This is a genomic window from Halobacillus sp. Marseille-P3879 (genome assembly GCF_900240285.1).
In the GTDB taxonomy this organism is placed as follows: Bacteria; Bacillota; Bacilli; order Bacillales; family Halobacillaceae; genus Halobacillus_A.
The window spans coordinates 120654-141818 of the sequence record NZ_OESS01000004.1 but is presented as its reverse complement, the minus strand read 5'-3'; the positions used below and the strand labels follow the sequence as shown (position 1 = coordinate 141818).

18 protein-coding genes are annotated in these 21165 nt (G+C 43.2%); 6 read left to right on the top strand and 12 right to left on the bottom strand.

The genetic code is table 11. The features are described from left to right. Positions 1-16: 16 nt before the first annotated feature. The gene (gene uvsE, locus C1A12_RS19770; protein ID WP_101846819.1) at positions 17-967 is read left to right on the top strand and encodes a UV DNA damage repair endonuclease UvsE; all 951 of its coding nucleotides are present in this window, start codon (positions 17-19) and stop codon (positions 965-967) included. Positions 968-999: 32 nt separating this feature from the next. Here uvsE and C1A12_RS19765 read toward each other — a convergent pair whose 3' ends face one another. After that, the gene (locus tag C1A12_RS19765) at positions 1000-1530 is read right to left on the bottom strand and encodes a YceI family protein (protein WP_101846817.1); all 531 of its coding nucleotides are present in this window, start codon (positions 1528-1530) and stop codon (positions 1000-1002) included. A 186-nt stretch (positions 1531-1716) separates the two neighbouring features. Between C1A12_RS19765 and C1A12_RS19760 the strand changes: the two genes are divergently transcribed. After that, the gene (locus C1A12_RS19760; protein ID WP_101846816.1) at positions 1717-2655 is read left to right on the top strand and encodes an alpha/beta hydrolase; all 939 of its coding nucleotides are present in this window, start codon (positions 1717-1719) and stop codon (positions 2653-2655) included. A gap of 134 nt (positions 2656-2789) precedes the next feature. On the opposite strand, the gene C1A12_RS19755 is transcribed toward C1A12_RS19760, so the two are convergent. Continuing rightward, positions 2790-4187 (bottom strand): sodium:alanine symporter family protein, encoded by a 1398-nt coding sequence (locus C1A12_RS19755; protein ID WP_101846814.1) that lies wholly within the window; start codon positions 4185-4187, stop codon positions 2790-2792. Positions 4188-4326: 139 nt separating this feature from the next. Between C1A12_RS19755 and C1A12_RS19750 the strand changes: the two genes are divergently transcribed. Continuing rightward, positions 4327-4923, top strand: coding sequence for a flavin reductase family protein (locus tag C1A12_RS19750; protein ID WP_101846812.1), 597 nt, complete (start codon positions 4327-4329; stop codon positions 4921-4923). 67 nt (positions 4924-4990) lie between these two features. On the opposite strand, the gene C1A12_RS19745 is transcribed toward C1A12_RS19750, so the two are convergent. The 6 genes from C1A12_RS19745 to C1A12_RS19720 all read right to left on the bottom strand — a co-directional run bounded on the left by C1A12_RS19745 (position 4991) and on the right by C1A12_RS19720 (position 12750). Further along, the gene (locus tag C1A12_RS19745) at positions 4991-5521 is read right to left on the bottom strand and encodes a PCYCGC domain-containing protein (RefSeq protein ID WP_235001694.1); all 531 of its coding nucleotides are present in this window, start codon (positions 5519-5521) and stop codon (positions 4991-4993) included. A 91-nt stretch (positions 5522-5612) separates the two neighbouring features. Further along, entirely contained in the window at positions 5613-7247 is a 1635-nt protein-coding gene (locus tag C1A12_RS19740; RefSeq protein ID WP_101846810.1) for a thiamine pyrophosphate-binding protein, read from the bottom strand. 24 nt (positions 7248-7271) lie between these two features. Continuing rightward, on the bottom strand, positions 7272-10055 hold the full coding sequence (locus tag C1A12_RS19735; RefSeq protein ID WP_101846808.1) for an EAL domain-containing protein: 2784 nt from the start codon (positions 10053-10055) through the stop codon (positions 7272-7274). Between the two features lie 134 nt (positions 10056-10189). Next, positions 10190-11368 carry a chromate efflux transporter gene (gene chrA, locus C1A12_RS19730; protein ID WP_101846806.1) on the bottom strand — a complete coding sequence of 393 codons (1179 nt, stop codon included), beginning with the start codon at positions 11366-11368 and terminating at the stop codon, positions 10190-10192. A 17-nt stretch (positions 11369-11385) separates the two neighbouring features. Then, on the bottom strand, positions 11386-11688 hold the full coding sequence (locus C1A12_RS19725) for a PadR family transcriptional regulator (protein ID WP_101846804.1): 303 nt from the start codon (positions 11686-11688) through the stop codon (positions 11386-11388). A gap of 114 nt (positions 11689-11802) precedes the next feature. After that, a complete protein-coding gene (locus tag C1A12_RS19720; protein ID WP_200816630.1) occupies positions 11803-12750 on the bottom strand; it encodes an ABC transporter substrate-binding protein in 948 nt (315 codons plus the stop codon). Between the two features lie 184 nt (positions 12751-12934). Between C1A12_RS19720 and C1A12_RS19715 the strand changes: the two genes are divergently transcribed. The 3 genes from C1A12_RS19715 to C1A12_RS19705 are packed head-to-tail and all read left to right on the top strand — an operon-like array spanning position 12935 to position 15967. Next, a complete protein-coding gene (locus C1A12_RS19715) occupies positions 12935-13966 on the top strand; it encodes an iron ABC transporter permease (RefSeq protein ID WP_200816629.1) in 1032 nt (343 codons plus the stop codon). Beyond that, positions 13966-14976, top strand: a complete 1011-nt coding sequence (locus C1A12_RS19710) for an iron ABC transporter permease (RefSeq protein WP_101846801.1) — start codon at positions 13966-13968, stop codon at positions 14974-14976. The genes C1A12_RS19715 and C1A12_RS19710 overlap by 1 nt, the downstream gene beginning before the upstream one ends. A gap of 13 nt (positions 14977-14989) precedes the next feature. Continuing rightward, positions 14990-15967, top strand: a complete 978-nt coding sequence (locus C1A12_RS19705) for an NAD(P)/FAD-dependent oxidoreductase (protein ID WP_101846799.1) — start codon at positions 14990-14992, stop codon at positions 15965-15967. A 228-nt stretch (positions 15968-16195) separates the two neighbouring features. On the opposite strand, the gene C1A12_RS19700 is transcribed toward C1A12_RS19705, so the two are convergent. The 4 genes from C1A12_RS19700 to C1A12_RS19685 all read right to left on the bottom strand — a co-directional run bounded on the left by C1A12_RS19700 (position 16196) and on the right by C1A12_RS19685 (position 21163). Further along, on the bottom strand, positions 16196-17221 hold the full coding sequence (locus tag C1A12_RS19700) for a cytochrome d ubiquinol oxidase subunit II (RefSeq protein ID WP_200816628.1): 1026 nt from the start codon (positions 17219-17221) through the stop codon (positions 16196-16198). A gap of 52 nt (positions 17222-17273) precedes the next feature. Next, positions 17274-18605 (bottom strand): cytochrome ubiquinol oxidase subunit I, encoded by a 1332-nt coding sequence (locus C1A12_RS19695; protein ID WP_101846796.1) that lies wholly within the window; start codon positions 18603-18605, stop codon positions 17274-17276. A gap of 238 nt (positions 18606-18843) precedes the next feature. Continuing rightward, on the bottom strand, positions 18844-19620 hold the full coding sequence (locus tag C1A12_RS19690; RefSeq protein ID WP_235001693.1) for a class I SAM-dependent methyltransferase: 777 nt from the start codon (positions 19618-19620) through the stop codon (positions 18844-18846). Positions 19621-19810: 190 nt separating this feature from the next. Next, positions 19811-21163 (bottom strand): glucoamylase family protein, encoded by a 1353-nt coding sequence (locus tag C1A12_RS19685; protein WP_235001692.1) that lies wholly within the window; start codon positions 21161-21163, stop codon positions 19811-19813. Positions 21164-21165 lie beyond the last annotated feature (2 nt).

The following is a 21165-nucleotide window of genomic DNA, read 5'->3' as shown; positions in this document are numbered from 1 at the left end:
AAAAGGAGCTTTATTAATGATTATTCGATTTGGCTATGTAGCGAACGCTTTAAACTTATACGATGCGAGCCCATCAAAAACGATGACATTTGCCCGTTATCGAAAATTATCATCAACTGAACGTAAAGAACAGCTGGAGCGGATTATACGAACGAACCTTGAACATACCATTCGAGCACTTCATTATAATATTGGCCACGAGATTCCATTGTATCGTTTTTCCTCCTCGCTGGTCCCATTAGCAACGCATGATGAGGTGGATTTTGACTATATTGGTCCTTTTAAAGCAGAGTTTGAACGAATCGGCGAACTTGTCCGTAACCACCATTTAAGAACTAGCTTTCATCCAAATCAATTTACATTGTTTACGAGTGATAAGCCTCATGTCACTGAAAATGCAGTCAAAGATATGGAGTACCATTACCAGCTCCTAAATGCTATGGGATTAGAAAAAGAAGGCCATATCAATATTCATATCGGAGGAGCTTATGGTGATAAAGAGCGGGCACTTCGACGTTTTCATGACAACCTTAAGCAGCTTCCTTCACATATTAAACAGCAGATGACGTTAGAAAATGATGACAAAACGTATACGGCTTCAGAAACCCTCGAAGTTTGTGAAAAAGAAGGAATTCCTATGATGTTTGACTATCATCATTATATGGCGAATCATGAGGAGGGGGAAAGGTTAGATCAACTGCTCCCTCGCTTTTTTCAAACATGGAATACACAGCCTCCGAAGATTCATATGTCGTCTCCGAAGTCCGAGAAAGCTTATAGGAGCCATGCTGATTACGTTAATATTGAATTCGTTAAACCGCTTCTTAAGGAATTAAAGCACCTCAATCAAGATGTGGACTTCATGATTGAGGCTAAAGCTAAAGATCGTGCCTTACTTAAATTAATTGAAGAAATCTCGGCTGTACGTGGGGTGAAACGACATGGGGGAGGGAGTGTATTCTTATAAAGAAGCCCGCCATAAGCTGGCGGGCCGGGTAATTATTCAGATACGATAAACTCAAAGTTACCTTCGAATTTTACATCTTTACCAAGAAGCATGCCGCCTGTTTCAATTGCTGCGTTGTAAGTCATGCCGTACGCTTCACGGTTTACTTTACCGCTTACGTCAAAACCTGCTACAGTACTTCCATCCAGCGGGCTTTTTGATGTGCCGTTGTATTCTACCGTGAAGGTTTCTTCATTTGTAACATCTTTAATAGTAAAGTCCCCTGTTACTTCATATTCGTCATCTGATATTTTTTTAATGGATTTGCTTTTAAATACCATGTTTGGGTATTTCTCAGCTTCGAAGAAGTCACCTGAACGAAGGTGGCCGTCACGATCTTCGTTTCCAGTATTAATTGATGTTACCGGAATGGTAACTTTGACACTGGCAGATTCCACATTTTCTAAATCTCCATTGAAGTCGACTTCAAAATCCTCAAATTCACCTTTAGCTTTAGATACCATCATATGCTTAATTTGAAAATCCAGCGTACTGTGTACTTTATCAAGAGTTAAAGTTGTCATAAAAAATTCCTCCTTAAATATAGTTATAAAATAAAAACTGATTACTTTATGTAACCAAATATACATGATATTTATTTCGAAGTCAAGATATTTATGGGTGTAAATATGCAAGCTTTATAATTGCGGTTGGATTAAATTACCTTCTATACTATTAGTAGAAGTCCATTAAGAAAAGGGGAATGTTGAATGGTATTGGATCCTCAAGTAAAAGCTTTGCTGGACCAGTTGAAGGCAATAGGAGCACCGCCTTTGGAGCAATTGCCGCCGGAACAGGCTCGTCAGCTATTCCGGATGCTTGCAGGCAGCAGGGAAGAGAAGGAAGCTGTCCATCAGGTTACAAATCAAACGATTCCTGGGCCGGATGGGGAAATACCGATCCGGGTTTATAAACCAGAAGGTGCTGGTCCGCACCCTGCCCTTGTTTTCTTTCACGGGGGCGGCTGGGTGATAGGGGATCTGGACACGCACGATAATGTGTGTCGTGTACTTACTAACCTGGCTGGATGTGCCGTTATATCAGTAGACTACCGACTAGCCCCAGAGCATAAGTTTCCTGCTGCTGTAGAAGACAGCTTTACAGCACTTGAATGGGCTGCCGAGCATGCAGAAGATCTAAATATTGAACGCAAGAAAATTGCTGTTGGAGGAGATAGTGCTGGAGGTAACCTGAGTGCTGTGGTCGCTATGATGGCTAGAGAGAAAGGAATGCCGTCACTTGTCTGTCAGCTGTTATTTTATCCAGCTACAGACTTTACAGCGGATACAGAATCGATGAGAGAAAATGCGGAAGGGTATTTTTTAACGAGAGAGAGTATGAATTTCTTTCGGAACCATTACTTAAATAACGAAGAAGATGCAAACAATTGGTATGCTTCCCCGTCTTTAGCTGAAAATTTATCAGGACTCCCTGAAGCGTTCATCATTACAGCTGAATATGATCCTCTTCGTGATGAAGGAGAAGCTTATGCGCATCGTTTAAAGGAAGCGAATGTACCTGTGACACTTAAAAGATATGATGGAATGATCCATGGATTTCTCAGTATGGCTGGTCAAATCGACCAGGGAAAAACAGCACTTCAAGAGGCGGCACATAAACTGCGTTCAAGCTTTAACAAACAGGAATAAATTTCTCCCGAGCCAATCAAGTGTTATTTGAGGCGGAGAGAAGTTTACCTGCCTTTCTTTCTTGTGTAATTTCCTTTAATCCACCACCATAAAGCCCCTGTTTCCTTCCTAGGAAGGAAACAGGGGCTTTATGATTAATCATCTTCTTCTGCGAATAGCTTCACTTTCTTGTCGGTTGTTTTCTTCTTATATACCCGGTTGACGTAATCATCCGTGAGAGCAGCAATTTCTTTGTGCAGGAAGAGAAGCGGAATAATGTTTGCCAGTAACACGAACGCAAGTAATAAGTCGAGGAACTGCCAGACAAACTGAAGACCGCCGATAGCTCCGAGAAATACAGCGATAATGTACACAATTCTCATGAATCGGGCTGCTTTTAAGTTAAATAGATATTCGGCTTGTTTTTCCCCGTAAAAAATTAATATCCCTAATGTGGTTATTACAAAGAAGATAAGGAAAACAGTAATGAATGCCCCGCCAAACGTGTCTCCAAATTCAGTGGCCAACGCTACATTGATCATATTTGAAGCATCGTCAGGCCCAACGTTTTTCCAGGCTCCAGTTACTAATACAACGAGTCCTGACATGGAACAAATAACAATTGTATCGACAAATACAGCGAATATCCCCCATAACGCTTGTCTTGAAGGATGATCCGTTTTTGCTGCAGAGTGGGCAATCGGGGCTGTACCAAGTCCGGCTTCGTTGGAATATAGACCACGTGCAATCCCCCATCGAAGAGCTTCCGCTACCATTGCTCCTGCGAACCCTCCAGTGGCAGATATTGGGGTGAACGCGTGGGTGAAGATGAGAGCAAAAACATTTGGAATTTGATCAATGTTTACTAGTATTATGTAGAGACAAACGGCGACGTAAGTGAGTACCATAAACGGTACCATCTTATCCGTTACTTTACCAATTCGTTTAATGCCGCCAAAGACTACCACAGCGATAACAGCACACATAATTAATCCTGTAATTTCGACGGGCCAGCCAAAGGCTCCTTCGGTCTGGGTCGCAATGGAGTTTGACTGGACCATTGTACTTGGAACTAATTCAATCATGAGAAAAAAGGCAAATGCAGAAGCAATCAAGGGCCAGCCGAGGGCTTTCTTTATGTAATACTGTGGTCCGCCGACCCATTCGTTTTTTTCGTTTTTCTCGCGATATTTTAACCCCAGCAGGATCTCAGAATATTTTGTAGCCATTCCAATGAGAGCAATAACCCACATCCAGAACAATGCCCCGGGTCCGCCAAGAGAAATTGCTACGGGAACACCTACAATGTTAGTAGCTCCTGCCGTCGAGGCTAAAGCAGAGGTGAAAGCTTGAAAGGGGGTAATCGTTCCTGTTTTCTCGGTTTTCTTAAAAATTTGACCGACCGTCTGGTGTAACACGTGGCCGAAGAAGCGAAATTGAAAGAACTTCAATCGAAAAGTTAAAAAAATGCCTCCTGCGATCAAAATGATAGCTAAGGGATAATTCCATAAAAAATTTGAAATATGCGCAATAAAATCCTCAAAAGTTTCCAAAACTCCAAACTCCTTTCATCTGTCAATTACACAGAATATTCCCTAAAATTAATGATTTAAACAAATGATTACCTTTAGAGATGAGGAAATTCGCAGGGTGAGTTATGATAAAAAGAAACGAGATCAGGGGGGATAATAGATGATTGTACAAAGTGAATCGTTTAATGACCACAATATGAGCAAATTAGTCAAAGGGGCAGTAGTACCACGGCCTATAGCCTGGGTGTCAACAGTAAGCAGGGAAGGAGATTACAACTTAGCTCCTTTTAGTTTTTTTACAGTAGCCTCCATGGATCCGATTACGCTTTGTATTTCTGTAGGAAAAGCGGAGCGGGATAAAGATACATTATTAAACATTCAAGAGACAAATGGTTTTGTAATTAACATCGTCTCTGAATCCCTGGCAAATCAGATGCATGAAAGCAGTAAAGCATATGAACGGAGCGAAAATGAATTTGAAAAAGCAGGAACTCGTTCGGAAGCAAGTGTGCGCGTTCGTGCTCCGAAAGTTGCTGAAGCTCCTGTAAGCTTTGAGTGTGAGCTGGATCAAGTAATTAAAATAGGAACCAGCCATCTTATTTTAGGGAGGGTGGTGTGTTATCACATAAAGGATGAATTGGTAATGGACGGAGATAAAGTAGACCCGCACCAACTAAAAGCGGTAGGTCGTATGGCAGGGGACTACAGCTATATCAAGGAATTTTACAGGCTCCCAAATAAGGAGTTCCCACAATAAAAAAGCATCCGGTCTACTCGGTAGAGATCGGATGCTTGCTCAGTATGGCTGCCTTTAAAGTAATCCGTTAAACTTCGGGGGTAGGAGTAGGTTCAGCGGTGCCGTCTTCATATTGTTGATCAATGTCATTTCTTATCTCTTCTATAGACTTTCCATTCTGATAGTCAACGATAGACTGAGCAGCAATTTCCAGACAGACACCGCATTTTGTCCCATGATCATCCCAAACAAGGGATTCATCGTCTCTATTCTCGTGAACAAAACAATCGTAATTGTCCCGATGTCCTGCAGTGTTTCCGCAACCGCAGTAGCAAGGGATATTTTCTAACAATTCTTTATGTTGGGCAGCTGCAGCGTAAATGTTCTGCATATCTTCTGGCTTTTCCTCGAGAAACTGAGGCAGTGCCTCATAGCCTGATGTTAATTCACGAAGGTCTCCGCCTTCCGTGGTTTCATGAACATGGCCATCATGACTCTCACTCTCACTGGATTGGTCCGTCTTTGTATCTGAACAGCCCATTAATAATGTAGATAATACTAAACTAATAATGGTTAGCAGTCGAAGTTTCACTTTACTCATTCCTTTAGTTAAATTCATCCTCTTTATCATAGAAGGAGAAAGTGAAAAGTACAAGGGTTAAATCGAAGTTTCTTATAAAGTCCATAATCTGCCGCAACGGGCTTCTTCTTTATTTGCCAAACGAAGATAAAAACTTTACTCGATCTCCCATAGGGGGAACGCGGTCGTCTACTAATGCGATTTCTAATATTGCAGGACCATTCTCCTCAAGTAGAATCTTAATAGATTCCTCATTTAAATCCTCGAGTCTGTCTGCCCGGACGCTGGGAATACCTAACGCGGCACCTAAAGCAGAAATATTTGCAGGCTCCTGGGAAAAACGGCTGTGAGCCCGCTTGTATTGTAGCGTATGCCCATGGTGGACCATACCTAACCGGGCATTGTTCAACACAACAAAGAGAACAGGGATTTCATACTCTTTAGCAGTAAGAAGCTCGAAACCATGCATGAAAAAACATCCATCCCCGGTTATGCTCACAGTGGGGCGGTGAGGTTCAGCTAATTTCGCACCTAAAGCACTGCCGATTCCGCTTCCCATAGCTCCAAAGTGGACGTTAATATCAAAGCTGTCTTCAGTTATCACATTCATATGGTGAATGACGTAGGCCATAAATTCTCCGATATCGACCGTATAGCGAGTATCAGCCGGAAGTATGTCCTGCAGTCGGAGCAGCGCGTTTTTAGTACTGAATTCAGGGGGCAGGCTTTCAAACTGACGACTCATTCGAGGAGAAACTGTTCTTTCACAGCCTAAAAGTTGCAGGCTCTGATTAAGGTAAGAAAGGGTAACCTCAGAATCGCCATGGATGGCAGTATCCACTGGGTACTTCCGGTCAAAGACAGATTCATCAAAATCAATCTGGATCACTGTTTTATCTTTTGCAATGTTCGGGTTATAGTTATTTGTCGCTGTTTCCCCTAAACTGGATCCTACCACTAAAACCGTATCATAGTCGCCTTCATTGATAAGCTCTGAAGCTGTTTCGTTTCCTGCAAAACCGAAAATTCCTTTTCGCAAAGGGTGGTCGTCAGCAATTAATCCTTTGGCCTGAGGTGACGTAATAATGGGCCAATTTAATCGTTCGGCTAGTTCTAATAGGTGGGGGACGGCGCCGCGAATGCCTTGACCGGCAAACACAAATCCCTTCTCAGCGGACGTTAACTGTCTAATCGCTTTTTCAATGACAGCTTCTTCAGGAAGAAGAGGCACACGTTTTGGAAAAGGTGGAAGCGTTGGTTCCGTCATTTCCTGGAGCTGTACATCAATAGGCATTGCAATATGAACAGGCCCGGGAACCCCCGTAACAGCCGCTTCACATGCTTTGTGCAATTCGGGCAGCAAGTCCTCTGCCCGGTCAATTCGCTTACTGTATTTAGTCACAGGTTCAAATAGAGGGTGGGCGTCAAGTTCTTGAGAAGCATTTAACCCTACTGTACTCACAGGGACCGCTCCGGTCAGGAACAGAACAGGGAGGTGCTCCCGCATGGCATTCGCTGCTCCGGTCACCAGATTTGTCCCGCCAGGTCCGCTGCTGCCGATACAAACCGCCAGTTCATTTTTATATTTAGCATAGGCTGCTGCCATATAAGATGCTGCTCCTTCATGTTTCGTAACAACGGGGGTGATTTCAGGTGTTTCATAAAGCTCGTCAAAGAAGGCATTAACTGAGCCTGCAGGAATTCCGAAAATGTAAGAAACATTCCCGCTTCTTAAAAAATCAATTACAGCTTTTACGGATTTCATATAAACCCCTCATTTCAATAAAAATTAGCTGAATAAACGGTACACATCTGCTGCTTCCAAGGGCTTACTGTAATAATATCCTTGAATAAGGTGACAACCATTCTCTGTTAAATATTCGAGCTGCTCCCTCGTTTCGACTCCTTCGGCAATTACGTCCAGTTGTAAACTGGCAGCCAGTGTGATAATTGTGTTTGTGATCGCTGCGTTGTTAGGGTTGTGCGGAAGGTCATCGATAAACGTTTTGTCGATTTTTAGGGTGTCGACAGGGAAATCTTTCAGGTAGCCTAATGAAGAATACCCTGTACCAAAATCATCAATCGAAATCTTAATACCTAATTCTTTCAGTTGATGAATAACATTGAGTGTTTTTCTTGTATTATGAATGATCAAATTCTCTGTCAGTTCAAGCTCCAGACAGGAGGAAGGGAGTTTGGTTTCCTGTATGATTTGCTTGACCCGGTCCACTAAATTCTCCTGGTTGAACTGCTGAGGAGACAGGTTAACAGAAACAGTCATGTTCTCTTGTCCCTGTTGATGCCATGCTTTCATTTGCTGGCAGGCTTGTTGTAAAATCCATTCTCCCATAGGTATGATTAATCCTGTTTCTTCTGCCAGCGGGATAAAGTCATTGGGTTTAATTCGCCCTTTGTTCGGACGATTCCAGCGGAGCAGAGCTTCAACGCCGACTATGAGTTTATGAAATGAATCATATTTGGGCTGGTAGACTACTGTTAATTCGTCATTCTCTAATGCACGATAAAGGTCATTTTCTAACTCCATGCTCTCCACTGTGCGATTCTCAATATTCGGATCATATAACTGGTATTGGTTTCCTGATAATTGTTTAGCTTTATACATCGCAACGTCGGCATGCTTAATCAGCTGATCGGAATTGAGGCCGTTGTCAGGAAAGAAGCTGATGCCTATACTTGTTTTTACAGCAATTTCCTGCCCATTGATGAGAAGAGTATCAGAGAAAATCTCTAAAACTTTTTGGGCACAGTCCTGGGCTTCCTGCTTCGATTGGATACTTGGCAGTAGAACGATGAATTCGTCTCCTCCCTGTCTAGAGATGGTTGTTTCTTCAGGGAGGTTGTGGAGAAGATGGTCAGCAATCTTCTTCAATACACGGTCGCCGAATGTATGACCAAAGGTGTCATTAATTTTTTTAAACCGGTCAAGGTCCAGAAAAAGCACACCGAGCCTTCGGCCATGTCGCTCTGAGTACTTTAGAGCTTGATGGAGGCGGTCCCGGAAAAGAACACGGTTGGGGAGGTCGGTAATGCTGTCGTAATAGGCATGATATTTAATTTTTGCTTCCATTTGTTTTCTCTGTGTGATGTCTTTAAATGTCACCACATATCCCACTGTTTGCTCATTTTCAATTTGAGGAGTAATGACGAATTCAACAGGAAAGCGTTCTCCGTTTTTCTTGTAAAAAAACTCTTCCTTTGCTTCTTTCCTGCCGACTGGTTTAGAAGGTGAGAAGACTTCTGATTCCCCGACTCTGCATTCAGGGAAAATATGGCTGTACGTATGTCCAATTAACTCCTCTTCAGAATGAAAGCCTAGCAGCCTGATTGCTGAAGGGTTACAGAATGTAATCCCACCTTTAAGGTTGAGCCCAAAAATTCCATCGCCGGCAGAATTTAAGATCAGTTCTCTTTCTTTTCCAATATGTTTAACTTCTTTAAGCACTCGTTCGAGTTCTTTATTTTTTTCTGTAAGCTCAGAAGTGCGTTCAGCAATGATTGATTCCTGCTTCTCTATGTACAACAGATACGAGAGCACAGGAGCTGTGATGTCAACGATGGATTCAGCCAGCTGCAGGGCTGAATCTGGATAAGTATGGTTTCGTTCATGAAGGTTAACGACCGCGATCGTTCCCAACACGTTCCCTGTTGCAATTAAAGGAATCAAGTACATTCCTTTGATCCCAAACCTTTCGCACGCTGTATGGTTCGGACGAGAATCAGCAGCTGTATCAGGTATATATATCGATTTCTTTGTAGCTAACACTTCTTGGAACACCAAATCCTTCTTAAAATCGATGGCCAGGTGTCGATGAGTTCGCTTCCAGTCTTCCTCTGACCAATCGCTGTCTTTACTTAAGCTTGCAGGATTAATATGGCGGCAGGCAATAGGATCGAGGAGATGAGCCCCGATATTTGAATTATTCAAGACGCTTCCCAGGTATTCAAAGCACTTGTCCAGGACCTCCTGGAGTGTAGAGCATAATGATAACTCTTTCGTTATGTTTAGTAACAGCTGTTTATCAGCTAATAGCGATTCTTTTTTTGTTAAGTTATTGGCGTTTCTTACGGCAACGGCAGCCATATTGACGTAAGCTTCAATGGATTCTATTTCTGAAGGCTCTAAGTCCATGGGTATTCCGTAATCAAACAGGAAAACGAGCCCGTACAGTTCTTCTTCATAAGCCATGGGAAGTACAAGGAGCGACTTTATCCCGAAGGCTTCTACGGCTCTACGATCGGGTCTTGAGTCTTTAGAAGTGTCCGGAATGTAAATAGGTTCTTTCGTTTCAATCACTTCTTTGGCTAAATGATCGTGACTTGTATTTACTATGTGCATATCAAGGGATATTCCATTGATCGATTCAGGCTTTCCGACAAATCCCCGGTAGGTTCCATCTTCCTGGGGGAGGTAGATGCCTACAGAGTCACAGCTAACAATTTCTTCGGAGATGGCAGTAACGACATGCTCTAAAGCTTCTCTCAGCTCTAGATTGGTGTTGATCAGCTTTGTAATTTGAGCTAACCGTGAATAGCGTGTCTGTTCGTTTGTCATATTGATTCCCCCGTAAAAAAAGTAGTAAAACGCCATGAGCTCCTTTCATTTTAATTTATACTCTCACCTCTACGATCGGCAAGAAAAAATAAATATGAGCATGAAATGATTTATTTCATGCTCATGTATATCTATCATATCAAATTTATAACAAAACCTGCACCAACCCCGATAAGAACAATCGCCCAGGCGGGAACTTTAAAGAAGTGGAGGCAGGCGAATAGAATTGCTGCTAAAGCAAAATCGGCATTTGTCGTAATTGAACTCGTAATCACAGGGTCATAGAAGGCAGCTAATAAGATACCTACGACGCTGGCATTAACACCCATTAATACACCTTGAAACCTGGAGCGTTTTCTTAATTCATTTAAAAACGGCAAAGCGGCAATAAGGAATAAAAATGAAGGCAGGAAAATTCCGATAGTTGCCACGACAGCTCCGGTAACACCCTCAATCATTGTTCCTAAATAGCTGGCAAAAGTGAATAAAGGACCCGGTACTGCCTGGGCCATCCCATAACCGGCCAGAAATTCACCAGAATCAATCCATCCGGTAGGAACAACTTCTCTTTCAATCATGGGCAATACTACGTGCCCGCCGCCAAATACGAGAGAGCCGACCCTGAAGAAAGTATCAAACAGCTGGATCAGCATGTGGTCTGTCATGCGTGCAAGTAAGGGAAGAAAGGCAAGCAGACCAGCAAGGATCGTTAACGATGCGGCGCCAGCTTTTTTAGAAAAGGTGACGGGAAAAGGCTCCACTTTTGTATCAGCGATCTTCGAAAAAAGTTTAGCTCCCAGAAGGCCTGCTGCCAATATAACTGCAATCTGCATCCAGGCTGAAGGAAACATTAACATTATAAATGCAGCAGCCATTGCTAATCCCACTCTTGTACGGTCAGGAGTTAATTTTTTGCCTAAGCCGATCAGCGCATGTAAAACAACAGCTGCAGCAACCACTTTCAAGCTTTGGATAAATCCGGCATCACTTAAGTCATAAGATTGATACATCAGGGCAAAGAGGATAAGTACAATTATGGATGGGACAGTGAACCCGATCCACGATATTATCCCTCCGAGCAGTCCGCCTCGAAGCATACCAATGGCGATGCCGACCTGGCTGCTGGCGGGGCCAGGTAAAAATTGACATAAAGCAATTATATCAGCGTAAGTTTTCTCGTCGAGCCACTTTCTTCTGTCGATGTATTCATCTTTGAAGTAAGCCAGATGAGCGACTGGTCCGCCAAAGGAGGTGAAACCTAATTTAGTCGAAGCCTGGAAGATCTCCTTTAAGGAACCTTTTGGTTTACTCATCGTGCATTCCTCCCATTCTATTTATCATGTAGGACTTCCTCAGCAAGCTCCCGTACTTGCTGCTTCCCTTCTTCAAGTACTCGTCTTCCTTCTTCGGTAATGGTATAGTATTTACGTTTTTTTCCGTTAACCGTTTCCTCATACTTATGAAGGAGGTTGTTCTCATGCAAGCTCTTTAAAGTAGGGTACAGAGTGCCGGGGCTGATGCTGTAGCCATGCGAAGAAAGCTCTTCCATAAGATATGCCCCGTAAACAGGCTCAACGTCCGCATGGTACAAAATTTGAATTTTAATTGATCCTAAGAAAAAGTCTCTTAACATACATGCTGCCTCCTCTTAATATCATATACCGATATCAATGTACGATATCAGACGCAAAAAAAGCAATAAAAAATACGTAAATTTATTTAAAATTTACGTATTCTTTACATTTCATTATTCAGTTAAAGCTTCATTAACAGCGTCCAGAGTCATCTCGTGGGCGATCACTCCATCAACAGTCCAGTGACTCGGATCGTTCATTGTGTAGACTTGGTCGTTCTCTACGGCAGGAATACTCTGCCAAACGGAACTTTCATCTAAGATTTCAAGTCCCGGTTCGTTTTCTTCTGCTATGAGAAAGACATGGTCGGCATCAAGTTCACCTAGTTTTTCCATAGAAACAGGGTTCCATTGTTCTTCCTGCTCTAAGTCTTGTACGAATTCCGGCTGCGTTATGCCAACTTCATCATACAAAACCTCAGCACCGTAACGAGTAGGTTCGAAAATGTAAAATTCTTCTCCCATCGTCCATACAAATGCTGCGGATTCGTCACCTATAGAATCTTCTATACTAGCTTTCGTTTCTTCCACTTTTTCGTCAAAATCTGCGAGCACCTTCTCAGCTTCATCCTGCTTGTTTAATATTTCACCCATTTGGGTTAATTGGTCCCGCCAATCCGCGCTTACCTCTCCATCGAAGACATACGTCGGAGCAATACTCTCATAATCTTCATAGGATCCATTTTGAATAGAGGAAGGGGAACTGAAAATAATTAAGTCAGGGTCCTGGTTTAAGGTTTCCTCTAGCGGCAGATCCCATTCAATAGTAGGGACATCTTCAAGCTGCGGCTGAAGGTAATCTTGTACGTCTTCTCCTATGGACCACTGAGCCGCTGGTTCTTCGCCTAAAGCAAGCAGCGAGTCTTCCATATAAGGAGCAAGAATGTTTTCAGGGTCCTCTGGAATGGTCACCTCACCGGATGCATGTTCCAACGTTCGTTCTTCTGATTCTTTTTCTTCAGAATTATCTGATTCAGCAGCATCTTGATTATTATTGCTGCAGGCAATCAGGCTGAGTATCAGCAGCAGACCTGCTATAAATAAATAACTTTTCTTTCTCATTATGACTTCCCTCCTATGATTTTCGCTTCAGCTGTATGACGATAATGATAATCATTTTCACATAATTAGTCAATTATTATTTTGGGAGCATGCTTGAACATTTTCAATAACTGCCATATACTTGTTGAGTGATAATCATTCTCAATATATTGTTGTATAAATAAGAAGGTTTAAGAAGGGCTGAGTGAAATTGGGGGAAGTAAATAAGGAAATTGAGCCGAAACGGATCGGACGGGCGTCTGTTATTTTTGTTTTGGCAGCAGTGGGATTAATTTTTTCACTGGGATGGTCTGTAGCACTCGGAGCTGCGGATATTAAACTATCTACGGTATGGGAGGCTGTATCCAACTTTGATCCAGCTAATACGAGCCATCAGGTAATACAAGAATTACGAATGCCTCGTGCGGTTGGGGCGGCATTAGTGGGGGCATTTCTAGCCGTATCGGGGGCAGTCATGCAAGGATTAACCAGAAATCCACTTGCATCACCGTCAGTCATGGGGGTGACACACGGAGCAGCTTTTGCTCTTATCATAGCGTTAGTGTTTTTCCCTTCCTTATCAAACGGGGGTATGATGGCAGCTTCTTTTGCTGGTGCAGGCCTGGCTGTTGTACTGGTGATAGCTGTCGGGTCACTTTCAAGTGGAGGGCTGACCCCTGTTAAGTTAGCATTAGCCGGCGTTGCTATAGGAGGAATGCTAAGTTCTTTGGCTACCGCTATATCTCTCCATTTCCAGGTCGCTAAGCAAATGAGCTTCTGGTATGCCGGAGGTCTGGCGAATACGTCATGGTCATCAGTCCAGGTGCTTGCTGTGGCAGGATTAGTCGGCTTGGTTTTAGCGTTGGCAATTTCCAAGTCAATGACGGTGCTCAGCCTTGGAGAAGACATATCTAAAGGGCTGGGTCAAAATACAATCTTAATTAAATCCTCAGGGGTCGTAGTCGTGTTTATCCTATCAGGAGCCGCTGTGTCTGTTGCGGGAACTGTAGGATTTATTGGATTGGTCATCCCCCATATTACTCGTTTTCTAATCGGATCTGATTACAGACTCATCATACCAGTTTCTGCGATTCTGGGCGGATGGCTTCTCGTTATGGCAGATACAGGTGCACGTCTGATAAACGCTCCTTACGAAACCCCGGTAGGTGCGATTACAGCACTCATTGGGGTTCCTTTCTTTCTCTACTTAGCACGTGGCGAAAGGGGGAGTATGTAATGGAACGAAGGCTTAGTCAGTTCATTGTTTGGATCGTCGGCCTTATCATTGTGAATATAGGTTTATTCTTGTGGAGCTTAAATTCAGGGTCTATTCAGATCAGCCCTGCAGAAGTAGTCCAGAGTATTCTAGGAGAAGGAAATACACGTCAGGAACTGGTTTTATTTCAATTTCGACTTCCAGGTATTATCATTGCTCTGTTAGTCGGGATGGCTCTTAGTGTTTCAGGGGCTGTTTTACAAGGGGTGACCAGAAATGATTTAGCAGAGCCTGGAATATTAGGAATCAACACAGGTGCCGGGTTTGTAGTCGTTTTATATATCTTTTTTTTCCAGTCATCAATGAGCTCTCTTAGTGGCTGGAGTGTTTATTTACTTCCGCTGTTTGCCTTAGTGGGCGCTTTCCTGGCTGCACTGCTCGTCTACGCACTCGCCTGGGACAGAGGAATAGAGCCGATTCGTTTAATCCTCGTCGGGATTGGAGTAAATGCTGGGTTTAGTGCAGCATTAATACTGTTTCAGGTGCAAATGAATCCTCAGGATTTTATGCAGGCAATGGTATGGCTTTCTGGGGACATATGGAGTGCGAACTGGAGCTTTGTCGGGGCAACGGCTCCCTGGATTATTCTTTTGATCATCTATAGCTTATACAAGACATCTGCGATAAACGTATTAATGTTGGGGGATGATCTGGCTAAAGGTTTGGGTGCCCCTGTGGAAAGAGAACGTCGAATCCTGCTGCTTTTAGCAGTTAGTCTGGCTGGGCTGTCGGTTGCAGCAGCAGGAGGGATCGCCTTCTTAGGGCTGGTAGCACCGCATATGGCAAGGAGAATCATAGGGCCGAAGTATGAGTGCATGCTTCCTGTATCAGCCTTGCTTGGAGCAGCTATTTTACAATTCGCTGATATTATTGGCAGTAATCTTGTTGCCCCCGCTGAAATACCAGTCGGCATCGTCGTTACAGTCGTAAGCACCCCATATTTTATTTACTTATTAATGAAAACAAAGTAAGGAGAGGTCAGCGATGAATGATCAATTTGATGTCACGATTATTGGAGGCGGAACAACCGGATTGTACACAGCCTTTTACTGCGGCATGCGCGATATGAAAACGAAAATAATTGAATACAAGTCTGATCTAGGCGGCAAAGTTTCGTTCTTTTACCCCGAGAAGAAGATCTACGATGTGGGCGGGTTTTACGGTGTCAGAGGTGAAGATTTAGTTGAAGGTGTGGAAAAGCAGGCGCTGAGTGTTCAACCTGCAATTGTTACAGGAGAGCAAATAGCTTCTATTGAAAAAGTGGAGGATGGAAGCTTCATTTTAACAACGGCTGCAGGAGCCCAGCACTTCTCAAAAACGGTAATCGTGGCTTCAGGGTTAGGAACTTTCGATATGGAGGGTGTGGATCTTCCAGGAAGTAAAACCCATGCTTCTAATATTCATTACACTATTCAACATATCAAACAATATGAAGGGAAAAAGGCGGCAGTGATATCAGACAGCCGGGTTGGAGTGGACTGGGCATTGGCTCTAGAGGGTATAGCTTCGGAAGTACATTTAATTAACCACGGTTCTGAATTTAAAGCTGTGTACGAGCACGATATTGATAAACTGGAGGCCTCCAGTGTCCACGTCCATCGAGAAACCAGGGCTGTTGAATTGAAAGGGGAGGGAAATACTTTATCTGGGCTGAACCTCGATACAGGCGATAGACTGGAAGTTGAAGAGCTCCTCGTCTATCAAGGGTTAAGGATTGAAAAAAGTTTGTACGAGCAGTGGGGGCTGAAAACTGATAAAGGCCGGATTTCTGTTGGACATGATCTGAGTACGAATATAGAAGGAATTTTTGCCGCCGGGGATGCGGCCATTTATCCGCATAAAACCATGCTGATTGCTTCTGGCTTTTCCGAAGCCATGACTGCTGTAAATAGTGCAAAGCGAACCATTGATCCTAAAGCAAAATCACAAGTATACAGTACAGTGATTTACAAACATTCCTAAACCTGGATGGTGGATAGCAGGAGCTAGCTGGGGAGAAAATCCTGCTTTCTTTCTATACCTCTCAGGCGATGAAGATCATGTTTTTCGCCTTCCTCCGCGAACCCCAGTTCAAGCATTAAACTGCTTAATGGCGGGAGGGGATTTTGCAGCGGCTTTCATAAACTCTCCCCACCTGAGTAAGGCTTATGCAATGGAAAAGACGCAGCGATGTAACTGGCCGCGTCTTTTTTATTGTTGTTTTAAATAGCGCTGATCCTTGAGAAATAATTTCCAGAAAAGAATAAACCCTGGGATGAGGATTGCAAATCCACCGGCATAAACAATGAGAAGCTGGTAAAAAACTGTAGGATTCGTGAAGCTTCCGCTTACTGTTAAGTCGGGATAAATTAAGTAAGGAAGATGAGCTGTCCCGTAAGCATAAACCGCGATGCCGTATTGAATGATAATTGAGATTACAGCCAGACGGGCCCGTCCCCTTCTACCGTGCTTCCCTTTGAGGAATAAAAAAGCGTATCCGAGCAAAAAGAAAAGCATGGATAAACCAAACCACAGGGGATTGCTTTTAACGGTCTCCACAAACCAGGAAGCCTCAGAGGGCATTGTTTCAATGGTGAGGACTGCAATTATAATTGACACGGGTCCCAGCCAAAGTGAGTGATTTCTATAAGTTTGATATGCTGACCAATCCTCCGCCTCTTGAGAGTAATCCATAAGAAAAACGGCAGAAATAAACAATTCAGTGCTGATCCCAAAGGCAATGTGCATGTATAAGGTCGGATGGGCAATTAATTCTGCATATAACAATCTTGGGTAATCATCTACAATTTCAACAAACCCACCAAGTGTAATAGGAAGCATACTTACAAGTAACGCGGGAATGATCAGTCCTGTAAGGCCGGATGTAATAACAAGAAGGTCCCTGTATTTGTTCGCATGGTTCGCAAATACCATAAAGGTTGTTCGAATCGTCAATAATAACAGTCCAATTCCAACAGGAACTAACAATAAGCTTCCAAGCATTGTAGTAGCAAAAGGAAAGAAGCTGACGAGAGCAACGACGAAGATGACGAAAAATACGTTTGTAACCTCCCAGGTAGGTGAGAGAAATCGGTTAGCAATTTGGGAAGCACTCGTTTGATCATTTTTCCCATAAATCATGCCCCAGAAACCGGCACCGAAATCTAGTGAGCCAAGCATGGCGTAGATAAACAGCAGGCTCCACAAAAGTGTAATGGCTATAATAGCAGGTTCCACCAGGTCTTCCTCCTTTCTTGTTCTACTGGTATTTAAAAATTTTATTGAGTTATTACGCTCTTCCCTCTGAAAGATCATTTTTTACAGGATGACGCTTAAAGTAATACCTCAACACAAATCCAGTAACGAACAGCAGTACAGCATATAACGATAGAAATGATACAAGCAGAATTCCAACACTGCCTGATTTCGTAGCAGCATCTTTTGTCGGCAGGACGTCGTTAATGGTCCATGGCTGACGGCCGATACAGCTGAAGCACCAACCGGCTTCAATTGCGATCACAGCCAGCGGGCCGCTGACAACAAGAAGAGCCAGCATCCAGCCGGGGAAATCACGTTTTAATATCCACTTCCAGAATAAGGCGGCAAAGGCAAGTATGATTAACAAAGAACCTATGCCGACCATGATATTAAATAAAATATGGACATAGAGTGGCGGCCACAATTCTTCAGGATATTCATTTAATCCTGTTACTTCGGTATCAAAGCGGTCACCCGCTAAGAAGCTAAGAGCACCCGGAATCTCAATTGCATACTTTACTTCTTGATCTTCCATGGAAGTATACCCGCCAATCGACAAACCTGCATATCGAGTTGTTTCGAAGAGTCCTTCTGCTGCGGCCAGTTTTCTAGGGTTCTCTTCATGAAGCATTTGCGCTGTTTCATGCCCGTTAATTGCCGTAGCGAGAGACATAGCTGCGCCAAAATAAAGGGCAATCATAAGAGCTTTATTATGGTATTCTCGTTCTGCACTCGAAAGCTGCCGCTTTAACAAACGAATACCTGCAATGGAGGCTATTAGAAAGGCCGCGGTCATATAAGCAGACAGCGTGACATGTATGGCCGTTACCCCGAAGCTCGGGTTAAAAAAAGCTTCCAATACATTCACGTTGGTGATCGTTCCATTTTCTGAGATATCAAATCCGGCCGGTGTGTTCATCCAGGAGTGGACATCAGTGATTAGAATCGCAGAGGCAGTGGCCCCCATAGCGACAAAGGTAATACTCAAAACACGCAGGCCCTGAGGCAGACGATCAGCGGCATACAAATAAATGGACATAAAGACTGCTTCAATAAGAAAGGCAAAGATCTCTAATTGGAAGGGAAGTGCAATTACCTGACCAACAATCTCCATAAAATTAGGGAAGAGTAAAGAAAGCAGCACAGCGACAATTGTGCCCGAAGCAATTGATACAGCCAGTAATATGGCAAAACCTTTTGTCCAGCGTCTAGCCATAATTGCATAATGCTCATCTTTCTTAATCCAATACATGAACTCTGCTAAAATAATCATAATAGGAAGTCCAACGCCGATCGTCGCATATATAATATGAAACCCCATTGATGATCCAAAGAGGATCCGGGCCATATCTACAATTTCCATTACGTCACCTCAAACTCTTTACTTCACGACATATTTGCATAATGTTCTAGGTTCAGCCTGTCCCTTATAGAATTAAAATAAACATAAAAAAACCTATAACAAAAAGTTATAGGTTCAGAAAGTTCAAGAGCTCTAATAACATGAAATCCATATTAACTAAAAGGGTTACCACCTTGATCACAGCGGAAATTAGAATTTATCTGCGATCACAGTACTGAGTTGATGAAAGGATCTGCATTCAACTAAAGGATTGTTTACGACAGAGGACCATCCACTCATCGATCGAGAACTGTTGCACTTTGTTACCTTTGATAACGATCGAGAAATAAGAGGAAAGCTTCTCAGAGCTTTTTAAGAAAAAGTTTTCAACATTAGCGGCCTCGTGTTTTTCTAATGTACGCAGAGACCATTCAGGGAAGGGGAGGGTTTTCTTGCGTGAAAGTTCTTTATAAATGGGTAAGCCCTGGGCGTTAAGCAGGTCTTTCCATTCGGAAATTTTTAATGCCCGGTGATGACTAGAGTCCCGCATTTTCTCAAAAGTATTATAAAAATTATCCAGTTCATTGTCTTCGGGAGCGATATTATCGATCATAACGAATTGACCGTCCGGTTTAAGAACCCGGGAGACTTCCTGTATGAATCGGTCAGGGTTTGGGAAGTGATGAGGGGCGATCCGGCATGTAACTGCATCAAACGTGGCTTCGATAAAAGGTAATTCCTCCGCGTCTGCTACGATATAATGAATATTCAAAAATGACTTTAAATGAGTGGAAGTATTGGCCAGCATTTCTTTAGTAAGATCTGATGCAAATACCATTTCAACATCAGGGCTGAGCTGCCGTGCAACATGGCCGCCGCCGGTTGCAATGTCGAGCACCTTCCATGTGGGCTGCGGCTGCAGCCATTCTGTAATGAGATCTAAATCACTCTGTTTGTTGTGAGTGGAACTGGTAACGTATGCTTCTTTGCTTTTGGAGAAGGTTTCCTGCACCTGTCGTTTAATAGAATCGGACATCATCATCGCCTCTTTCGTTTCTTAAACTTACCTTTATTATACGTAACGAAGAGGGGCAAGAGGAGTACTTATTTTGAATCAACGGTGATAATGATTACTTATCGTAAGACCAGGCGCTTATGAGATGTTTTCTATCACAGTAAAAATCTCGCAGAAAGAGAAACCTTCTGCGAGATTTTTATGAAGCAGTTTATTGAATTGAAAATTCTTCTTTCTCTAATAGCTCTTCCGGAGTTTTACCAATATCATCCTGGTGGAAGTAGTCCCGAATGACGCCATCATGAAGGTAGTTAGCAATAGCGACTATAGACATCCCTTGATCAAGCGCTAGATATGCTTCTGTCACTTCTCCTGTTTCTACATTCACAGAATCAAGAAATCCATATTTGCCATAAGTGTCATAGCTTTTAAGCGTCTGGATATTTTCAAAGGCTTCCATCGGTGCATACTCCAGGGCTAGAAACGTAGCGTGAGGGGTTACGGTTCCATCAGCTTCATAGCCTTCATGACCAAGAGGCGCCGCCCCGAATTCCTTGTAATTATCAGGGGTAGCTGCCGGAGACATTCCCCATGCCTCATAGCCTTGTTCTTCTGCGTATTGAATTTGAATATCTACGTGGCGCTGGTTGTTTAAACCGAGAGCCTTTTTACCGAGTTCTTTCTCTTTCATCACAAGCTGCGGCATCAGGGCTTCAAACATACTGCCACCCCAGCTTGGTACAAATTTTTGATCGTTATACGTGTAATGACCTTCGAAAACTTCAATTCCGTCATAGGTTTCCGTATAGCCCTCAGGTGTTTGAGACTGCCAATCCCAATCCTCAGGCATTGTTCGTTCCATTTTCCACCAGTGAGTTGTAGGAACGTCGCCTTTTCCGATTGATAAGTAGCTGGCCACACGCGGCTCTGTATAGAGTGCTCCATAGTAGTGGTCTGTTAAGCTTCCTTCAGCCACGTCATACCCTCCATGCATTTGGCCGACTTCTGGATCGTACAGAGTGGAATAATCCATATTATCGACAAGGTCACTCGTTTGCTTATTAAGCTCAGGATAGGCCTGCCCGGAAACGATGAGACCTGCTGACAGCCAACCATTATCGACGGTGGAGATGAATTCGCCCCAGTCGGTCATAAGAGAGCCGTCATCTGTGTTATACCAGTTATAGAATAATCCATTCCATGTTTCCATTTCCTCTAATGTATCAAGAGTCGTCTGAATTTTTGAGACAGCTTCTTCTTCAGTAAGCTGCCCGGATTCTTCAGCGGCGATGGTACTCATCATATACATCCCAATGTTGGTAGGGGACGTATGCTTTTGAGGATCAATTTCTCCATCATCCTTTCGCACCGCATCGTACGTTAATCCGGTGTTCTCGTCTGTAAAATCCTCGAAATAACGATAAGTTTGGTTAGAAATAGCTTCTAATTGCTTTGACAGGGCCGTTTTTTTCCCTTTTTCAGAAGGGGTGGCTATTGAGGAAGCCGGCATTAATGCACAGAAAATTAATGATAGAACAGCTAATAGACTTAAGTTTTTCTTCAAAG